General features: G+C 43.4%; 14 protein-coding genes and 3 rRNA genes. 14 read left to right on the forward strand and 3 right to left on the reverse strand.

Features of this window, described 5'->3' with window-relative positions:
- The first annotated feature begins 62 nt into the window (after positions 1 to 62).
- The 4 genes from ACM26V_RS17855 to rrf all read left to right on the forward strand — a co-directional run bounded on the left by ACM26V_RS17855 (position 63) and on the right by rrf (position 5,748).
- Positions 63 to 329, forward strand: coding sequence for a pro-sigmaK processing inhibitor BofA family protein (locus ACM26V_RS17855; protein ID WP_416148091.1), 267 nt, complete (start codon positions 63 to 65; stop codon positions 327 to 329).
- A gap of 414 nt (positions 330 to 743) precedes the next feature.
- Positions 744 to 2,310 (forward strand): 16S ribosomal RNA (locus ACM26V_RS17860).
- Positions 2,311 to 2,593: 283 nt separating this feature from the next.
- Positions 2,594 to 5,550, forward strand: a 23S ribosomal RNA gene (locus ACM26V_RS17865).
- An 81-nt stretch (positions 5,551 to 5,631) separates the two neighbouring features.
- A 5S ribosomal RNA gene (gene rrf / locus ACM26V_RS17870) occupies positions 5,632 to 5,748 on the forward strand.
- The 16S, 23S and 5S rRNA genes sit together here, the layout of an rRNA operon.
- 340 nt (positions 5,749 to 6,088) lie before the next feature.
- Here the strand turns inward: rrf and ACM26V_RS17875 are convergent.
- Entirely contained in the window at positions 6,089 to 6,211 is a 123-nt protein-coding gene (locus ACM26V_RS17875) for a hypothetical protein (protein WP_416148092.1), read from the reverse strand.
- A 537-nt stretch (positions 6,212 to 6,748) separates the two neighbouring features.
- On the reverse strand, positions 6,749 to 7,870 hold the full coding sequence (locus tag ACM26V_RS17880; protein ID WP_416148094.1) for a YecA family protein: 1,122 nt from the start codon (positions 7,868 to 7,870) through the stop codon (positions 6,749 to 6,751).
- A 292-nt stretch (positions 7,871 to 8,162) separates the two neighbouring features.
- Between ACM26V_RS17880 and ACM26V_RS17885 the strand changes: the two genes are divergently transcribed.
- The 10 genes from ACM26V_RS17885 to rsmI all read left to right on the forward strand — a co-directional run bounded on the left by ACM26V_RS17885 (position 8,163) and on the right by rsmI (position 15,367).
- Entirely contained in the window at positions 8,163 to 8,387 is a 225-nt protein-coding gene (locus ACM26V_RS17885) for a sigma factor G inhibitor Gin (protein WP_416148095.1), read from the forward strand.
- Positions 8,388 to 8,492: 105 nt separating this feature from the next.
- A complete protein-coding gene (locus ACM26V_RS17890; RefSeq protein ID WP_416148096.1) occupies positions 8,493 to 9,995 on the forward strand; it encodes an aminotransferase class I/II-fold pyridoxal phosphate-dependent enzyme in 1,503 nt (500 codons plus the stop codon).
- 3 nt (positions 9,996 to 9,998) lie between these two features.
- Positions 9,999 to 10,637 carry a dTMP kinase gene (tmk, locus tag ACM26V_RS17895; RefSeq protein WP_416148097.1) on the forward strand — a complete coding sequence of 213 codons (639 nt, stop codon included), beginning with the start codon at positions 9,999 to 10,001 and terminating at the stop codon, positions 10,635 to 10,637.
- Between the two features lie 126 nt (positions 10,638 to 10,763).
- On the forward strand, positions 10,764 to 11,093 hold the full coding sequence (locus ACM26V_RS17900) for a cyclic-di-AMP receptor (RefSeq protein ID WP_416148098.1): 330 nt from the start codon (positions 10,764 to 10,766) through the stop codon (positions 11,091 to 11,093).
- A 33-nt stretch (positions 11,094 to 11,126) separates the two neighbouring features.
- On the forward strand, positions 11,127 to 12,119 hold the full coding sequence (gene holB, locus ACM26V_RS17905) for a DNA polymerase III subunit delta' (protein ID WP_416148099.1): 993 nt from the start codon (positions 11,127 to 11,129) through the stop codon (positions 12,117 to 12,119).
- Between the two features lies 1 nt (position 12,120).
- The gene (locus ACM26V_RS17910; protein ID WP_416148100.1) at positions 12,121 to 12,948 is read left to right on the forward strand and encodes a PSP1 domain-containing protein; all 828 of its coding nucleotides are present in this window, start codon (positions 12,121 to 12,123) and stop codon (positions 12,946 to 12,948) included.
- A 15-nt stretch (positions 12,949 to 12,963) separates the two neighbouring features.
- Positions 12,964 to 13,329 carry a DNA replication initiation control protein YabA gene (yabA, locus tag ACM26V_RS17915; protein ID WP_416148101.1) on the forward strand — a complete coding sequence of 122 codons (366 nt, stop codon included), beginning with the start codon at positions 12,964 to 12,966 and terminating at the stop codon, positions 13,327 to 13,329.
- 149 nt (positions 13,330 to 13,478) lie between these two features.
- Entirely contained in the window at positions 13,479 to 14,225 is a 747-nt protein-coding gene (locus ACM26V_RS17920) for a tRNA1(Val) (adenine(37)-N6)-methyltransferase (protein ID WP_416148102.1), read from the forward strand.
- Positions 14,215 to 14,514 (forward strand): GIY-YIG nuclease family protein, encoded by a 300-nt coding sequence (locus tag ACM26V_RS17925; RefSeq protein WP_416148103.1) that lies wholly within the window; start codon positions 14,215 to 14,217, stop codon positions 14,512 to 14,514. The genes ACM26V_RS17920 and ACM26V_RS17925 overlap by 11 nt, the downstream gene beginning before the upstream one ends.
- Positions 14,480 to 15,367: a 16S rRNA (cytidine(1402)-2'-O)-methyltransferase gene (gene rsmI, locus ACM26V_RS17930; RefSeq protein WP_416148104.1), complete on the forward strand. Its 888-nt coding sequence runs from the start codon at positions 14,480 to 14,482 to the stop codon at positions 15,365 to 15,367. The genes ACM26V_RS17925 and rsmI overlap by 35 nt, the downstream gene beginning before the upstream one ends.
- 53 nt (positions 15,368 to 15,420) lie before the next feature.
- On the opposite strand, the gene ACM26V_RS17935 is transcribed toward rsmI, so the two are convergent.
- Positions 15,421 to 15,705 carry an AbrB/MazE/SpoVT family DNA-binding domain-containing protein gene (locus tag ACM26V_RS17935; protein ID WP_416148105.1) on the reverse strand — a complete coding sequence of 95 codons (285 nt, stop codon included), beginning with the start codon at positions 15,703 to 15,705 and terminating at the stop codon, positions 15,421 to 15,423.
- Positions 15,706 to 15,840: the final 135 nt, after the last annotated feature.

The raw sequence follows: 15,840 nt of genomic DNA on the forward strand, positions 1-15,840 counted from the left end.
CAATCGTTTCAATTTTAAGTAATGGTTTGGTTGGTTATTAAAATAAAGGAGATGTTACACACATGGAACCTATTGTTGTTTTATCTTTACTTGCCGCTCTCGTTTTTTTATTACTTATTGTTGGGGCTCCTGTTAAATCAATAAAGTGGTTAGGAAGCGGAGCGATTCGACTTTTGGTAGGAGCTTTGTTACTTTTTTTCTTAAATACGTTTGGAACTTTATTCGATTACCACTTACCGATTAATATTTTCACTGCTTCTGTCTCTGGATTTCTTGGTGTTCCGGGTATTGTCGCCCTTATCTTTACGGACTTATTAATCGTTCGATAAAGTATGACTCATTATTGAGGGTTAGTTGCAAGGTTATTTGGTAAAGTCACTAAGTAGGATGAACGTGTTAATTATAAATGAACCTAATAAAAGAATTCATTTATTTTATTTAAAAGTGTTGACTCAATTTCCTCCACATGGTATATTTATTCCTGTCGCAAATGAGCAAGTCACTTAGACAAACAATTTAGCGAAGAAAATTAAAAAGTTGTTGACTTGATTAATCAATGTATGGTATATTAATTGAGTCGCCAAAAACGACTTAAAACATTCTGACCTTTGAAAACTAAACAAAAAGCCAAGCGAAGTGGGATATTTTAAATATCCCGTCAAAGTAACACCAAGCAAGAAACGCCAGACGAAAGTTTGGTTTTGATGTCATGGACATCAAACTTGATGAAAAGTCATCATACTTTATCGGAGAGTTTGATCCTGGCTCAGGACGAACGCTGGCGGCGTGCCTAATACATGCAAGTCGAGCGCAGGAAGCAAGCAGATCCCTTCGGGGTGACGCTTGTGGAATGAGCGGCGGACGGGTGAGTAACACGTGGGCAACCTGCCTTGTAGACTGGGATAACTCCGGGAAACCGGAGCTAATACCGGATGACCATTTGAATCGCATGATTTGAATGTAAAAGTGGGGAGCAATCCTCATACTACGAGATGGGCCCGCGGCGCATTAGCTAGTTGGTAAGGTAATGGCTTACCAAGGCAACGATGCGTAGCCGACCTGAGAGGGTGATCGGCCACACTGGAACTGAGACACGGTCCAGACTCCTACGGGAGGCAGCAGTAGGGAATCATCCGCAATGGGCGAAAGCCTGACGGTGCAACGCCGCGTGAACGATGAAGGTTTTCGGATCGTAAAGTTCTGTTATGAGGGAAGAACAAGTGCCGTTCGAATAGGGCGGCACCTTGACGGTACCTCACGAGAAAGCCCCGGCTAACTACGTGCCAGCAGCCGCGGTAATACGTAGGGGGCAAGCGTTGTCCGGAATTATTGGGCGTAAAGCGCGCGCAGGCGGTCTCTTAAGTCTGATGTGAAAGCCCACGGCTCAACCGTGGAGGGTCATTGGAAACTGGGAGACTTGAGTGTAGGAGAGGAAAGTGGAATTCCACGTGTAGCGGTGAAATGCGTAGATATGTGGAGGAACACCAGTGGCGAAGGCGACTTTCTGGCCTACAACTGACGCTGAGGCGCGAAAGCGTGGGGAGCAAACAGGATTAGATACCCTGGTAGTCCACGCTGTAAACGATGAGTGCTAGGTGTTAGGGGTTTCGATGCCCTTAGTGCCGAAGTTAACACATTAAGCACTCCGCCTGGGGAGTACGGCCGCAAGGCTGAAACTCAAAGGAATTGACGGGGGCCCGCACAAGCAGTGGAGCATGTGGTTTAATTCGACGCAACGCGAAGAACCTTACCAGGTCTTGACATCCTCTGAACAGCTAGGAGACTAGCCTTTCCCCTTCGGGGGACAGAGTGACAGGTGGTGCATGGTTGTCGTCAGCTCGTGTCGTGAGATGTTGGGTTAAGTCCCGCAACGAGCGCAACCCTTGATCTTAGTTGCCAGCATTCAGTTGGGCACTCTAAGGTGACTGCCGGTGATAAACCGGAGGAAGGTGGGGATGACGTCAAATCATCATGCCCCTTATGACCTGGGCTACACACGTGCTACAATGGATGGTACAAAGGGTTGCAAGACCGCGAGGTCAAGCCAATCCCATAAAGCCATTCTCAGTTCGGATTGCAGGCTGCAACTCGCCTGCATGAAGCCGGAATTGCTAGTAATCGCGGATCAGCATGCCGCGGTGAATACGTTCCCGGGCCTTGTACACACCGCCCGTCACACCACGAGAGTTTGTAACACCCGAAGTCGGTGAGGTAACCTTTTGGAGCCAGCCGCCGAAGGTGGGACAGATGATTGGGGTGAAGTCGTAACAAGGTATCCGTACCGGAAGGTGCGGATGGATCACCTCCTTTCTAAGGAGCTCTAAGCTCAACTTATTGAATCGAACTTCGCTTTGGCCTTTTTGTTTAGTTTTGAGAGGTTATACTCTCAAGACTTCTTTTCTTCTAATGGAAGAAAGAAGAGAATGACTAGCACATGATTGCCGTGCTTTGACCTTTGAAAACTGGATAACGATAAATGAATGAATCACCGGTTTGACACAGAAATGAATCTTCGGATTCATGGAAGAGTGAACCGAGTGTCTTAGAATGTAAAGCCAAGAAAGACCGAGCAACACGTCCATTGATTTAAAATGGTTAAGCTAGAAAGGGCGCACGGTGAATACCTTGGCACTAGGAGCCGATGAAGGACGGGACGAACACCGAAATGCTTCGGGGAGCTGTAAGTAAGCTTTGATCCGGAGATATCCGAATGGGGGAACCCCTTATCCGTAATGGGATAAGATCCACATCTGAATCAATAGGGTGTGAGAAGGCAGACCTGGGGAACTGAAACATCTTAGTACCCAGAGGAAGAGAAAGCAAATGCGATTTCCTGAGTAGCGGCGAGCGAAACGGAAACAGCCCAAACCAAGAGGCTTGCCTCTTGGGGTTGTAGGACATTCCATACGGAGTTACAAAGAGTGAGCGTAGGCGAAGCGATCTGGAAAGGTCCGCGAGACAAGGTAAAAGCCCTGTAGTCGAAACGTTCACTCCTCCGGAGTGTATCCTGAGTACGGCGGGACACGTGAAACCCCGTCGGAATCTGGGAGGACCATCTCCCAAGGCTAAATACTCCCTAGTGACCGATAGTGAACCAGTACCGTGAGGGAAAGGTGAAAAGTACCCCGGAAGGGGAGTGAAAGAGATCTTGAAACCGTGTGCCTACAAGTAGTTGGAGCCCTATGATTTTCCTTCGGGAAAGTAACGGGTGACAGCGTGCCTTTTGTAGAATGAACCGGCGAGTTACGATTACGTGCAAGGTTAAGTTGAAGAGACGGAGCCGCAGCGAAAGCGAGTCTGAATAGGGCGAATGAGTACGTGGTTGTAGACCCGAAACCGGGTGATCTACCCATGTCCAGGGTGAAGTCCAGGTAACACTGGATGGAGGCCCGAACCCACGCACGTTGAAAAGTGCGGGGATGAGGTGTGGGTAGGGGTGAAATGCCAATCGAACTCGGAAATAGCTGGTTCTCCCCGAAATAGCTTTAGGGCTAGCCTCGAGGGTAGAGTCTTGGAGGTAGAGCACTGATTGGACTAGGGGTCCCTACAGGATTACCGAATTCAGTCAAACTCCGAATGCCAATGACTTACTCCTCGGGAGTCAGACTGCGAGTGCTAAGATCCGTAGTCAAGAGGGAAACAGCCCAGACCATCAGCTAAGGTCCCAAAGTATACGTTAAGTGGAAAAGGATGTGGAGTTGCTTAGACAACCAGGATGTTGGCTTAGAAGCAGCCATCATTGAAAGAGTGCGTAATAGCTCACTGGTCGAGTGACTCTGCGCCGAAAATGTACCGGGGCTAAACGTATCACCGAAGCTATGGATAGACACCTTCGGGTGTCTGTGGTAGGGGAGCGTTCCAAGGGCGCTGAAGCATGACCGGAAGGACATGTGGAGCGCTTGGAAGTGAGAATGCCGGTATGAGTAGCGAAAAGAGGGGTGAGAATCCCCTCCGTCGAAAGCCTAAGGGTTCCTGAGGAAGGCTCGTCCGCTCAGGGTAAGTCGGGACCTAAGCCGAGGCCGAAAGGCGTAGGCGATGGCAAACAGGTTGAAATTCCTGTACCACCACGTTTCCGTTTGAGTGAAGGGGGGACGCAGGAAGGTAGGGTAAGCGCACTGATGGATATGTGCGTCGAAGCAGTGAGGCTGACAAGTAGGAAAATCCGCTTGTCTTAAGGTTGAGCTGTGATCGCGAGGGAAATTTTAGTACCGAAGTTCCTGATCCTACACTGCCAAGAAAAGCCTCTAGCGAGGAAACTGGTGCCCGTACCGCAAACCGACACAGGTAGGCGGGAAGAGAATTCTAAGACGCGCGGGAGAACTCTCGTTAAGGAACTCGGCAAAATGACTCCGTAACTTCGGGAGAAGGAGTGCTCTATTAGGGTGCAAGCCCGAGAGAGCCGCAGTGAATAGGCCCAAACGACTGTTTATCAAAAACACAGGTCTCTGCGAAGCCGCAAGGCGAAGTATAGGGGCTGACACCTGCCCGGTGCTGGAAGGTTAAGAGGAGGGGTTATCCTTCGGGAGAAGCTCTCAATTGAAGCCCCAGTAAACGGCGGCCGTAACTATAACGGTCCTAAGGTAGCGAAATTCCTTGTCGGGTAAGTTCCGACCCGCACGAAAGGTGCAACGATTTGGGCACTGTCTCAACGAGAGACCCGGTGAAATTATATTACCAGTGAAGATGCTGGTTACCCGCGACAGGACGGAAAGACCCCATGGAGCTTTACTGTAGCTTGATATTGGATTTCGGTACAGCTTGTACAGGATAGGTAGGAGCCTTGGAAACCGGAGCGCTAGCTTCGGTGGAGGCATTGGTGGGATACTACCCTGGCTGTACTGGAATTCTAACCTCGAACCGTGATCCGGTTCAGGGACAGTGTCTGGTGGGCAGTTTGACTGGGGCGGTCGCCTCCTAAAGAGTAACGGAGGCGCCCAAAGGTTCCCTCAGAATGGTTGGAAATCATTCGTAGAGTGCAAAGGCATAAGGGAGCTTGACTGCGAGACATACAGGTCGAGCAGGGACGAAAGTCGGGCTTAGTGATCCGGCGGCACCGTATGGAAGGGCCGTCGCTCAACGGATAAAAGCTACCCTGGGGATAACAGGCTAATCTCTCCCAAGAGTCCACATCGACGGGGAGGTTTGGCACCTCGATGTCGGCTCGTCGCATCCTGGGGCTGAAGTAGGTCCCAAGGGTTGGGCTGTTCGCCCATTAAAGCGGCACGCGAGCTGGGTTCAGAACGTCGTGAGACAGTTCGGTCCCTATCCGTCGCGGGCGCAGGAAATTTGAGAGGAGCTGTCCTTAGTACGAGAGGACCGGGATGGACACACCGCTGGTGTACCAGTTGTTCCGCCAGGAGCATCGCTGGGTAGCTACGTGTGGAAGGGATAAATGCTGAAAGCATCTAAGCATGAAGCCCCCCTCGAGATGAGATTTCCCATCACGCAAGTGAGTAAGATCCCTCAGAGAAGATGAGGTTGATAGGTCTCGTGTGGAAGCATGGCGACATGCGCAGCTGAGAGATACTAATCGATCGAGGGCTTAACCAATGCTTTGATTCGAAGACGATTCATTCATATACCATCGTTATCCAGTTTTGAGAGGTCAATATGACCGATCAATTTCATATGTCCAGTGACGATCGCGGAGAGGTCACACCCGTTCCCATGCCGAACACGGAAGTTAAGCTCTCCAGCGCCGATGATAGTTGGGGGATCTCCCCCTGTGAAAGTAGGACGTCGCTGGGCAAAGAAGAAAGACATTCTCATATTTGAGGGTGTCTTTTTTGTGTTTAAAATGGTGGGAACTGAAGTTAGCAGGACAAGGAAAACGAAGAGGGCACGAGGAGGAAACAAGCGAGTGAGACGTAAAATGCCCTTCTATAGCAGAATGATTCGCTAATGGGGAGAAGATGTCATGACTTGTGACCTTTGCATTCCAGAAAGACACGCTAAAAGGCACAATAAGTTGGCTCTTGTGCCCTGATATGAACAAAACTATCAAACTCCCCATTTTCCCATAAATAAAGAGACTGTCACCAAAAATTCTTTTGGGACAGTCTCTTGAAAAGTAGAAAGTATTAAGAAATTAACGAAGATTTTTAAGGGTATTTACAACGTTATATTCGGTATTATTTTTCATTTGCTCGTTTTGGTATAATGCCCAATGTAATTCTTCATCTGTGTATAGGGACAATTTAATTTTTTTCAATTTATATCCCTCCTTTTGTGCTTTTTTATATCATAACCTAAGTTTCTTAAGTACAGTTAAATAGCGTGAGGTTTTATAACATTGAAATATAATAAATAATTCCTTCAGAAGCGTAAACTTTCTCATTGAACCATTTAAATTTATGACTATAAAGCTACGTCTTTATCGATTATATTACTATTATGATATATCAAATATTGAAGGTGTTCATGTCGCATATTTATACCAGCGTAAGGTAGGAGATAAAACGATACCTAGACCATTCTCGTAGCCGTACTAGTACAGGTTTATGTTCATTCCATAAATGTCTGCTTTTTATATTCTTGGGACTCTGACTCATCACCAAAGTAATCTACTCAGGGAGTTGGTTTGGAATAGGAATAAAAGATCTCGACGGACGAATGGAAACGCAAGGCATAGGCATTGAGCGATTGTCCGATTAAGAACTTCACCTATGAATTTGTTTTGTTTTTTCCACTACACTCCATAGCATTATAGATAAAACTTTCTCCTAGTGATGTTGCGAATACTTAATATTTAAAATTTGATGTCCTCTTTAAACTCATCTATACCAATTTGGTCAAACCTTTCCATTTCGTCTGAGAGGACTTCGCGAATTTCTCTAATTCGAATTGATAAAGTTGACGAGTTGACAGCATATTTCTTTGCTAAAGCTTTTTGTGTATAATAATTTATTTTACCGATATTAAACTCATTTATTAAATACTCGATGGCACCAGCATATAAACCGAGTTTGTTCGGTTGAGGATCAACTTTTTTACAGTAAACGAACCAAAGCATCTGAGCGATAGTGATGACTTCTTTTTGATACTCGTCTTGCATATGATTCGCCAAGTGAATTGCAACGAGTTCGTGGCGAGGATCATGCCAGTTAAGACCTTCTATCTTAGGTAAATCTGTAAAATCGTCTGCTAATGCTGGGAGTACAAGTACATCTAGTAAAAATTCAGTGAAGTATTCTTCAATATACTTTTCTAAATTTATTGGCTTATCGATCAACTCATTCATAACAGCTAAACTTTTCTCTATGTTCACCTCTGTTTCTATACTTAGTGCAGCCGGTATTGAAAGATGACTAATAAAAACATCGTGTTTTTGGGAGTTTATTTTATAAGAATACGCAATAATAAACTGGTCTTTCATAAAAATCTCTTCTGCATTCAACGTAACAAAGACGATCTCTTCTGTAACGATATTTTTCATTTCAACAAGCAGGTCATCAGAGTGATCCTTGATTACTCGGAAAACAGAGGGTTTTAGTCCTTTCCATTCCCTGACAATATGTCTAGTTTGTGTTCGCTTGATTTTGGCAATGTTCCGATTTAAATAGTCGTCAAAAATTGTTTTACCATTTTGCCCGAATGGTTCATGGAAGACGGCCCATATTGTCGATAAAAAAGCGAGTGATGAGTTCAATTTTTCAATATCTGACAAGGTATGAAATGATTCATGAAACAAGTCTTCGATATCCTTTTCGTAGTTTTGCATGGTGAAATCAAAAATCTCGTTTTGGATTACTTTTAGTTCATTTTCTATAATGTGGGTGGGGAAAGTAACGACGTTATTTTTTCCACAACATTTCTTATATTTATTGCCACTTCCACATGGACAAGGATCATTTCTTTGGCTTTTCAACATGATATCAACTCCCGTCTAGTAATATTATGATTAGAATAGCGAACTATCAACTTGATTGGAACACTCTTTACATTATTAACCATTTTGGTTGTGTTAAAACCGACTGAGAAGAAGTAACAGCATGTTTTATAAAATAGATACTAGATTTTTCGCCAAAGGTGTTGTCGGATTGATGGGAGATTTTCAGCGGAACAAGGACAGTATTATCTGCATATAGTAAAGCACGTGGTCTTTAGGTCAGGGTTAAATAGATGTTCGCTCGGACATACTGTGAGTAGGAGGTGCTGACGATATGAATCGGTTGTTAAATGAGAATAAGACTTTAAAAGATTGCTTGATTTGTTCCTCATCATCAGAAGAGGGAATTCATCTGCTTGATTTATTTATTTGTAGCAATTGTGAGGGGGAGCTTGTCGATGTCGATGTAGGTGATCCGCAGTATTCGATGTATGTTCGTAAGTTACGAAGAGTTAGAGATTCATTGAATGTAAATAAAACGGGGGAGGTTCCAAAGTGAACCTGTCTTTTTTATTTGGATTGCGATCGTTCAGAAAGTGCTAGCGTTAGTTGAATGGTTGAGAGTTCTTAATTATTAAGGTAAAGTCGTAAATGATTCGTTATAATGGAGAATATATCGGTTGAAAGTTGGGTTGGAATGAATCAAACGAAGACGCCTCTATTTACAAGACTTTATCAACATCAGCAATCTTCACCATATTCCTTTCACGTACCAGGACATAAAAATGGACAAGTATTTTTGGAGGCAGCGAAGGCAACATTTGAACGAATTTTAACGATTGACCAAACGGAGATAAGTGGTTTGGATGATTTGCATGGAGCAACGGGTATCATTGCAGAAGCGCAACATTTGGCGGCAGATTTATATCAGGTGGAAGCGACCCATTTTTTGGTTGGGGGCTCAACGGTTGGCAATATTGCGATGATGATGACTGTTGCCGAACGTGGTGAAACGGTACTTGTCCAGCGTAATAGCCATCAGTCTGTATTTCATGGTTTGGAGCTAGCGGGTTTACGACCAGTGTTTCTTGAGCCAGAATGGGATGATCATCTCGGCTTGGCGCTAGGTGTTGCCCGTGAGACACTAGAATACGGAGTGATAAACTATCCTGAAGCGAAAGCTGTTTTTTTAACTCATCCTTCGTACGAGGGATACGGTCAAGATCTAGCGCGTCATGTCGAGCTCGTTCACCAGGCAGGGATGATGGTTTGTGTTGATGAGGCTCATGGAGCACACTTGATTCATGATGATGGCGATGCGGTGTGGCCGAGAAGTTCTTTGAAGGCAGGAGCTGATATCGTCGTACAATCAGCACATAAAGTTCTACCAGCGATGACGATGGCTTCATATATACATATAAACAGTCAAAAAGTCGACAAAGTAAAGCTCAGGAACTATTTGCGGATGCTTCAATCGAGTAGTCCGTCTTATCCGTTAATGGCTTCACTTGATGTTGCACGGGCGTATCTTGCATCGTTAACATTATCCGATTGGTGGCAGATAACGGAGAACATTAGTAAGTTTAAAAATCAATTAGTAAGTGGACCGGGGTGGAAGCGATCTGCTCAGATAACGGGAAATTATCTACAAGATCCCTTGAAGGTTGCATTTGCCACGCCTTATGTGGGGGCAGCATATGAGTGGCAGAAGCGTCTTGAACAAGAAGCGGTTTATCCTGAACTCGTATCGCCCCAACACCTTCTACTTACACTTCCATTGTATAATGAGGCAATTGACGATAAAGAGTGGGTGCCTAGGTTAGAGAAAATTCTTTGTTTATCGGAACAACAGCAATGCAATTTTTTTAAACAGCCGATATTACAAGAACAGGCTAATAAACTTCATGCAACTGAATTAGTTTTTTCATTTGAAGACATGAAGCAACTAGCAGTGCAGCGGCAACCGTGGGAAAAATGTGAAGGCTTTGTAGGAGCAGAGACAATCACACCTTATCCTCCGGGGATTCCGCTGATTCTAAAAGGTGAGAGAATTAGATCGACTCATCTCAGCAAATTGAAACACCTTGTACAAGAAGGTGCTTTCTTTCAAACAGGAACGAATTGGATTCAGCAAGGGATGACTATTTTTATAGATAGAGGAGATTGATGTATGAGTGGATTATTCATCACATTTGAAGGTGGAGAAGGAGCGGGAAAAACAACGGTTCTTCAACAGGTGAAAGAAAAGTTTGAACAAGATGGTATGCAGGTAATTGCGACACGTGAACCAGGAGGTAGTGTGATTGCTGAAAAGGTGAGAGATGTGATTCTTGATCCACTCCACACGGAGATGGATGCGCGAACAGAGGCGCTATTGTATGCGGCTGCAAGAAGACAACACTTGGTGGAAACGGTAATACCTCATGTCAAAAAAGGCGGGATTGTTCTCTGCGATCGATTTGTTGATAGCAGTCTCGTCTATCAAGGGGTAGCTCGAGGGATTGGGATCGACGAAGTCCTTCAATTAAACCTGTTTGCGACGGAAGGAATGATGCCGGATCTTACGTTATATTTTGATGTGAAACCAGAAGTGGGACTAGCAAGAATAGCAGAACATAAAGGACGGGAATTTAATCGTCTTGATCAAGAGTCGATTGCGTTTCATCACAAGGTTAGAAAGGCATACCTCCATCTTCAAGAGAGAGAACCTAAAAGAATCCATACAATTGATGCGTCTGAGCAAATTGGAGATGTTTTGACGAAAAGTTTGCAGGAGATTCAAGCCTTTATGGAGAAAAAAACAACGTAAGAACATTTATTTCTTGTTATAATACAATATAGAAAGAAAAGCGCGGGTTGCGCTCAAGCTAGACAGAATGAATAAGCTGTTATCATTTATTTTAATATATTATTTTTCCATGAGGAGGCAATGACAATGAAATTGATTATGGCTGTTGTTCAGGATAAAGATAGTAACCGTTTGTCAGATGCATTGGTCGATAAAGAATATCAAGCAACGAAGCTGGCAAGTACTGGTGGTTTTTTAAAGGCAGGGAACACGACGTTTATGATCGGTGTGAAAGATAAAGATGTCGATCATGTACTAGAAATTATTAAAGATAATTGCAAGTCGAGAGAACAACTAGTCGCACCAATTTCACCGATGGGTGGAAATGCAGATTCGTATGTGCCTTATCCTGTTGAAGTGCAGGTTGGAGGAGCAACGGTATTTATCCTCCCAGTGGAGCAGTTTGAAAAGTTTTAACGAAAAGGCAAAGAGGCAATCCGAGGAGTATCGATGATGACAAATTGGGAAAAATTAGAAAATACACAACCGACAATTGTGAAAATGCTGACGAACAGCCTTGCGAAAGATCGCTTAGCGCATGCGTATGTTTTTGAAGGTGGTCGAGGTACGAGAAAAAAAGAAACTGCGATGCTTTTGGCAAAATCATTTTTTTGCCATCATAACAATGGCGTTGAACCTTGCCAATCCTGCCGTGACTGTAAGAGGATTGATTCGGGAAATCACCCAGATATACATGTGATTGAAACAGATGGTGCATCTATTAAAGTCGATCAAATTCGAGATTTAAAAAAAGAGTTTAGCATGCGTGGTCTTGAATCAGGGAAAAAAGTATATATTGTTGAGGAAGCAGAAAAAATGACTGATTCTGCGGCAAATAGTTTGTTAAAGTTTCTGGAAGAACCGGAGGGAGACGCGCTCGCTGTACTTGTGACAACACAGGTTCATCGTCTATTAAAGACGATTGTTTCCAGGTCACAAATTTTATCATTTGCCCCTCTTTCATCAGAACTTCTTGTAAAAAAGCTGGTAAATGACGGGATCAATGAGAAAGATGCCCTTGTAGTATCGCGAATTACTTCGGATTTACAAGGAGCCCTTCAACTTTGCCAAGAGGATTGGATTGCACAAGCGAGAAACAAAGTGATACAATTAATAGATGATCTTTCTTTGCGTCCGAGGTACGCATTCATTACGCTGCAGGAAGAGTGGATACCTTTTTTCAAGGATAAAAAAGATGTGCAGCTCGGCATTGATTTACTGATGCTATGGTATAGGGATGTGATTCGTATGCAAGTTGATCAGACGGATCAGATTGTTTATATTGATCAAGAAGACAAGCTTCAGGATCAAGCGTTGAAGTTGTCACAAAGCAAGCTGGGAACTAACCTCCAGGCGGTGATGGATGCGAAGCGTCGATTGGATGCAAATACCGCACCCCAGCTATTAATGGAGCAATTGCTCCTTAGGTTACAGGAGGGATAACGTGCATCAAGTAGTCGGTGTTCGATTTAAAAAAGCCGGGAAAATTTATTATTTTTCTCCGGATCATTTTGATATAAAACTTCATGATTACGTCATTGTCGAAACAGCGCGTGGCATTGAATTCGGCAAAATAGTGATTGGAGTGAAGGAAGTAGAAGAGAAAGACGTGGTTCTACCTTTGAAGAACGTTCTTCGTCTAGCGACGGAAAAAGACAAGCTTATCGTCCAAGAGAACAAAAAAGAATCTCAAAAAGCTTTTAGTGTCTGTCAGGAAAAAATCACTGAGCATAACTTGGAGATGAAACTTGTAGACGTCGAATATACGTTTGATCGAAATAAAGTGTTGTTTTATTTCACTGCGGATGGTCGAATAGACTTTCGAGAACTAGTGAAGGATTTGGCTTCTGTTTTTCGTACGAGGATTGAATTGCGCCAGATCGGTGTTCGTGATGAAGCGAAAATGCTTGGTGGAATTGGGCCTTGTGGTCGAATGTTGTGCTGTTCGACATTTTTAGGGGACTTTGAACCAGTTTCTATTAAGATGGCAAAAGATCAAAATTTGTCTCTCAATCCAACAAAGATTTCAGGTTTATGTGGCCGTTTGATGTGCTGTCTGAAGTATGAAAATGACATGTATGAATCGGCTAAGAAAGAGTTGCCTGATGTGAATGAGAAAATGGATACGAGTTATGGAAGAGGCAAAGTTGTTGGCTTGAATATGTTGGAAAGACTCGTACAGGTTGAGATTTTTGAATCGTCACAGGTGGTTGAATTTACTCTGGATGAGCTCATGGAACAAGGGGCGATAGCCGCGGAAACCACGAAATAATGAGGTGTGGGAATCGTGAATAAGAATGAAATATTTACTCGCGTTAGTCAAATGGAAGAGCGGATTGGTGGTCTTCACCATGAGTTAGGGGAACTTAAGGATCAATTAGCGATGCTCTTAGAGGAAAACACCCATTTGCAAATGGAAAATGACCATTTGCGTGAGCGGATCACGAGGGAAGCGGAAGAAAAACAAAGAACAATGTCTTCCTCATCTGATACTGAAGAAATGAAAGATAGAATCCAACCAGGTTTTGGAGAAGGTTATGATAATCTTGCGCGGCTTTATGAAGAAGGGTTTCATATTTGTAATTTACATTATGGAAGTATTCGTAAAGAAGGAGATTGCCTGTTCTGCCTTTCGTTTTTAAATAAAAAATGAGGATTGGCGAAGTCTTCCTGCATAGCGGGAAGGCTTTTTTTGAAGTACATAAATGGTTGTTGCATCTTCTCACATACGTGTGTGAAGATGGATTTTACTAGAGTGAATATAGGGCATCATTTTACGATGACCCATTATTAGGGGAGTGGATGATGAAGTATACGGATGAAACGACAGAGGAAAGGCTGGACTATATGCCGGGAGGACAGCGGACGATCTTTCAAAGAAGCAATGTCTTTTCCTATTCAATGGATGCAGTATTGTTAGCTAAGTTTGCTCCTATTCCATCTGAAAACGGCAAAATCATCGATCTTTGTGCTGGAAATGGAGCTGTGCCATTGATGATGACGTTGAGGACAAAAGCGAAGATTGATGGCGTAGAGTTACAACCTCTCTTAGTTGAGTTGGCAAAAAGGACGATGAAAGAGAATGATATTGATGAGCAAGTTCGGATCATTGAAGCAGATTTATTGGCACTAGACACCCAAGTAACTTGGGAAAGCTATGATGTCGTAACGTGTAATCCCCCTTATTTCTCCGTCACGTCGGAAAAAGGGAAGAATGAAAATAAACATGTCTCTCTTGCTAGGCACGAAATTGCCTGTACATTAGATGACGTGATTCGAGTATCAGCTAAATTGATGAAGCAAAAAGCTCGGATAGCATTGGTTCATCGTCCGGAGCGGGTTGTTGAAATTTTCGCAACGATGAAAAAGTATCGTTTAGAGCCAAAACGACTTCAATACGTTCACCCGAAAAAAGATAAACAGGCCAACATGGTGTTAATTGAAGCAGTGCGAGAAGGAAACCCTGGCTTGAACACGTTACCGCCGTGGATAGTATATGAAGATAGTCAACACTATACGAAGGAGTTTAAAGACCACTATGAGTGTTAAAAATCATTATGTGTATATGTTACGCTGCAAGGACGAAACGTTTTATACAGGCTACACAATCGATGTGAAGCGAAGGTTAAAAGTTCATGAGGACGATAAAGGAGCCAAGTATACGAGAGGACGCGGGCCATTTTCGCTTGTATATGAGGAGCACCTTGAAACGAAAAGTGAAGCGTTAAGAAGAGAAATCGTAATTAAAAGAATGAGCCGCAAACAAAAAGAAACATTAATCAAGAAAAAGGGGGACGAAAGTGATGAAGGAACAGCGGAGCTTTCCGAAACAAAATGAAGAAGCTGTAGGGGCACTTTATCTCGTTCCTACTCCAATCGGAAATTTGCAAGATATGACTTTTCGAGCAGTTGATATATTAAAACAAGCAGATGTGATTGCTGCAGAGGACACGCGCCATTCCAAGAAGTTGTGTCACGTGTTTGAGGTAGATACACCGCTAATCAGCTATCATGAGCATAATAAACGCGAACGAGAGCAAGAACTTGTAAATCGTGTCGCTTCAGGTGAAACGGTGGCGCTAGTTAGCGATGCTGGTATGCCTGCCATTTCTGACCCTGGAGCAGATTTAGTGAAACGATTTATAGAAGAAACGCTACCCGTTATTGCCTTGCCGGGTGCCAATGCTGCTGTAACAGCGTTAATTACGTCGGGTTTGCCGACAGAGTCTTTTACATTTGTCGGGTTTCTTGATCGACATAAAAAGAATCGCAAAGAACAATTAGACCAGTGGCGTGGACACTCGTCGACATTGATATTCTATGAGGCGCCTCATAGACTGAAGGAAATGTTAAAAACGGTAGAGAGTGTGTTCGGTAATCGTCAAATAGCACTTTGTAGGGAGTTGACGAAGCATTATGAAACGATCTTGCGGGGCACGGTTCATGAACTGCAAGAATGGATTGATGAATATGGTATTAAAGGAGAGTGCGTCGTTGTTGTCGAGGGGGCTAGTGAAGAAGAGAGGTCAGCAATGGAAGAATTACCATGGTTTGAAGGATTGACAGTCGATGGGCACGTGCAGGCTTACATCGATCAAGGACAATCATCAAAAGAGGCGATTAAGCAAGTAGCAAAGGACAGAGGCATGCCTAAAAGAGACGTCTACCAGACATATCATGTGAATGAATAAAAAAAGTTCCATAAGGCTTCTGACAGCCTATGGAACCTTGTATTCAAGGATAATTAACCTTGTTTCGTAATATAATCTTCAAGTTGATTAATAATTTCTTTCGCGCCTATTGGGCTCAAGATGATTTTACCATTTGCAATTGATAAATTATCATCAGATACTTCACCAGTAATTTGGCAAGTCATATTAGGCTTGTATTTTTTCAAGATAATACGGTCATCGTCAACATAGATTTCCAACGCATCTTTTTCTGCGATGTCCAACGTGCGGCGTAATTCAATTGGAATAACTACTCTTCCTAATTCATCAACTTTACGAACAATACCTGTAGATTTCATGAGATATGCTCCTCTCCATTTGTTGTTATTGTCTATTTTAAAAATGCATCTTGTCAAGATTCGACAAAATTCTCTTAAACTTAGAATACCAAGTCTTCCAAAAGAAGTCAATTAAAATTGTCCTGAATCATAGTT

Source organism: Salipaludibacillus sp. HK11, assembly GCF_047795645.1.
Taxonomy (GTDB): domain Bacteria; phylum Bacillota; class Bacilli; order Bacillales; family Salisediminibacteriaceae; genus Salipaludibacillus.

What these genes read in the sequence shown, in the direction of transcription:
- holB (WP_416148099.1), top strand. Translation starts at nt 11,127, where the DNA reads ATGATGACAAATTGGGAAAAATTAGAAAATACACAACCGACAATTGTG.
- ACM26V_RS17925 (WP_416148103.1), top strand. Translation starts at nt 14,215, where the DNA reads ATGAGTGTTAAAAATCATTATGTGTATATGTTACGCTGCAAGGACGAA.
- rsmI (WP_416148104.1), top strand. Translation starts at nt 14,480, where the DNA reads ATGAAGGAACAGCGGAGCTTTCCGAAACAAAATGAAGAAGCTGTAGGG.
- ACM26V_RS17885 (WP_416148095.1), top strand. Translation starts at nt 8,163, where the DNA reads ATGAATCGGTTGTTAAATGAGAATAAGACTTTAAAAGATTGCTTGATT.
- ACM26V_RS17900 (WP_416148098.1), top strand. Translation starts at nt 10,764, where the DNA reads ATGAAATTGATTATGGCTGTTGTTCAGGATAAAGATAGTAACCGTTTG.
- ACM26V_RS17890 (WP_416148096.1), top strand. Translation starts at nt 8,493, where the DNA reads ATGGAGAATATATCGGTTGAAAGTTGGGTTGGAATGAATCAAACGAAG.
- ACM26V_RS17935 (WP_416148105.1), bottom strand. Translation starts at nt 15,705, where the DNA reads ATGAAATCTACAGGTATTGTTCGTAAAGTTGATGAATTAGGAAGAGTA.
- ACM26V_RS17855 (WP_416148091.1), top strand. Translation starts at nt 63, where the DNA reads ATGGAACCTATTGTTGTTTTATCTTTACTTGCCGCTCTCGTTTTTTTA.
- ACM26V_RS17880 (WP_416148094.1), bottom strand. Translation starts at nt 7,870, where the DNA reads ATGTTGAAAAGCCAAAGAAATGATCCTTGTCCATGTGGAAGTGGCAAT.
- ACM26V_RS17920 (WP_416148102.1), top strand. Translation starts at nt 13,479, where the DNA reads ATGATGAAGTATACGGATGAAACGACAGAGGAAAGGCTGGACTATATG.
- tmk (WP_416148097.1), top strand. Translation starts at nt 9,999, where the DNA reads ATGAGTGGATTATTCATCACATTTGAAGGTGGAGAAGGAGCGGGAAAA.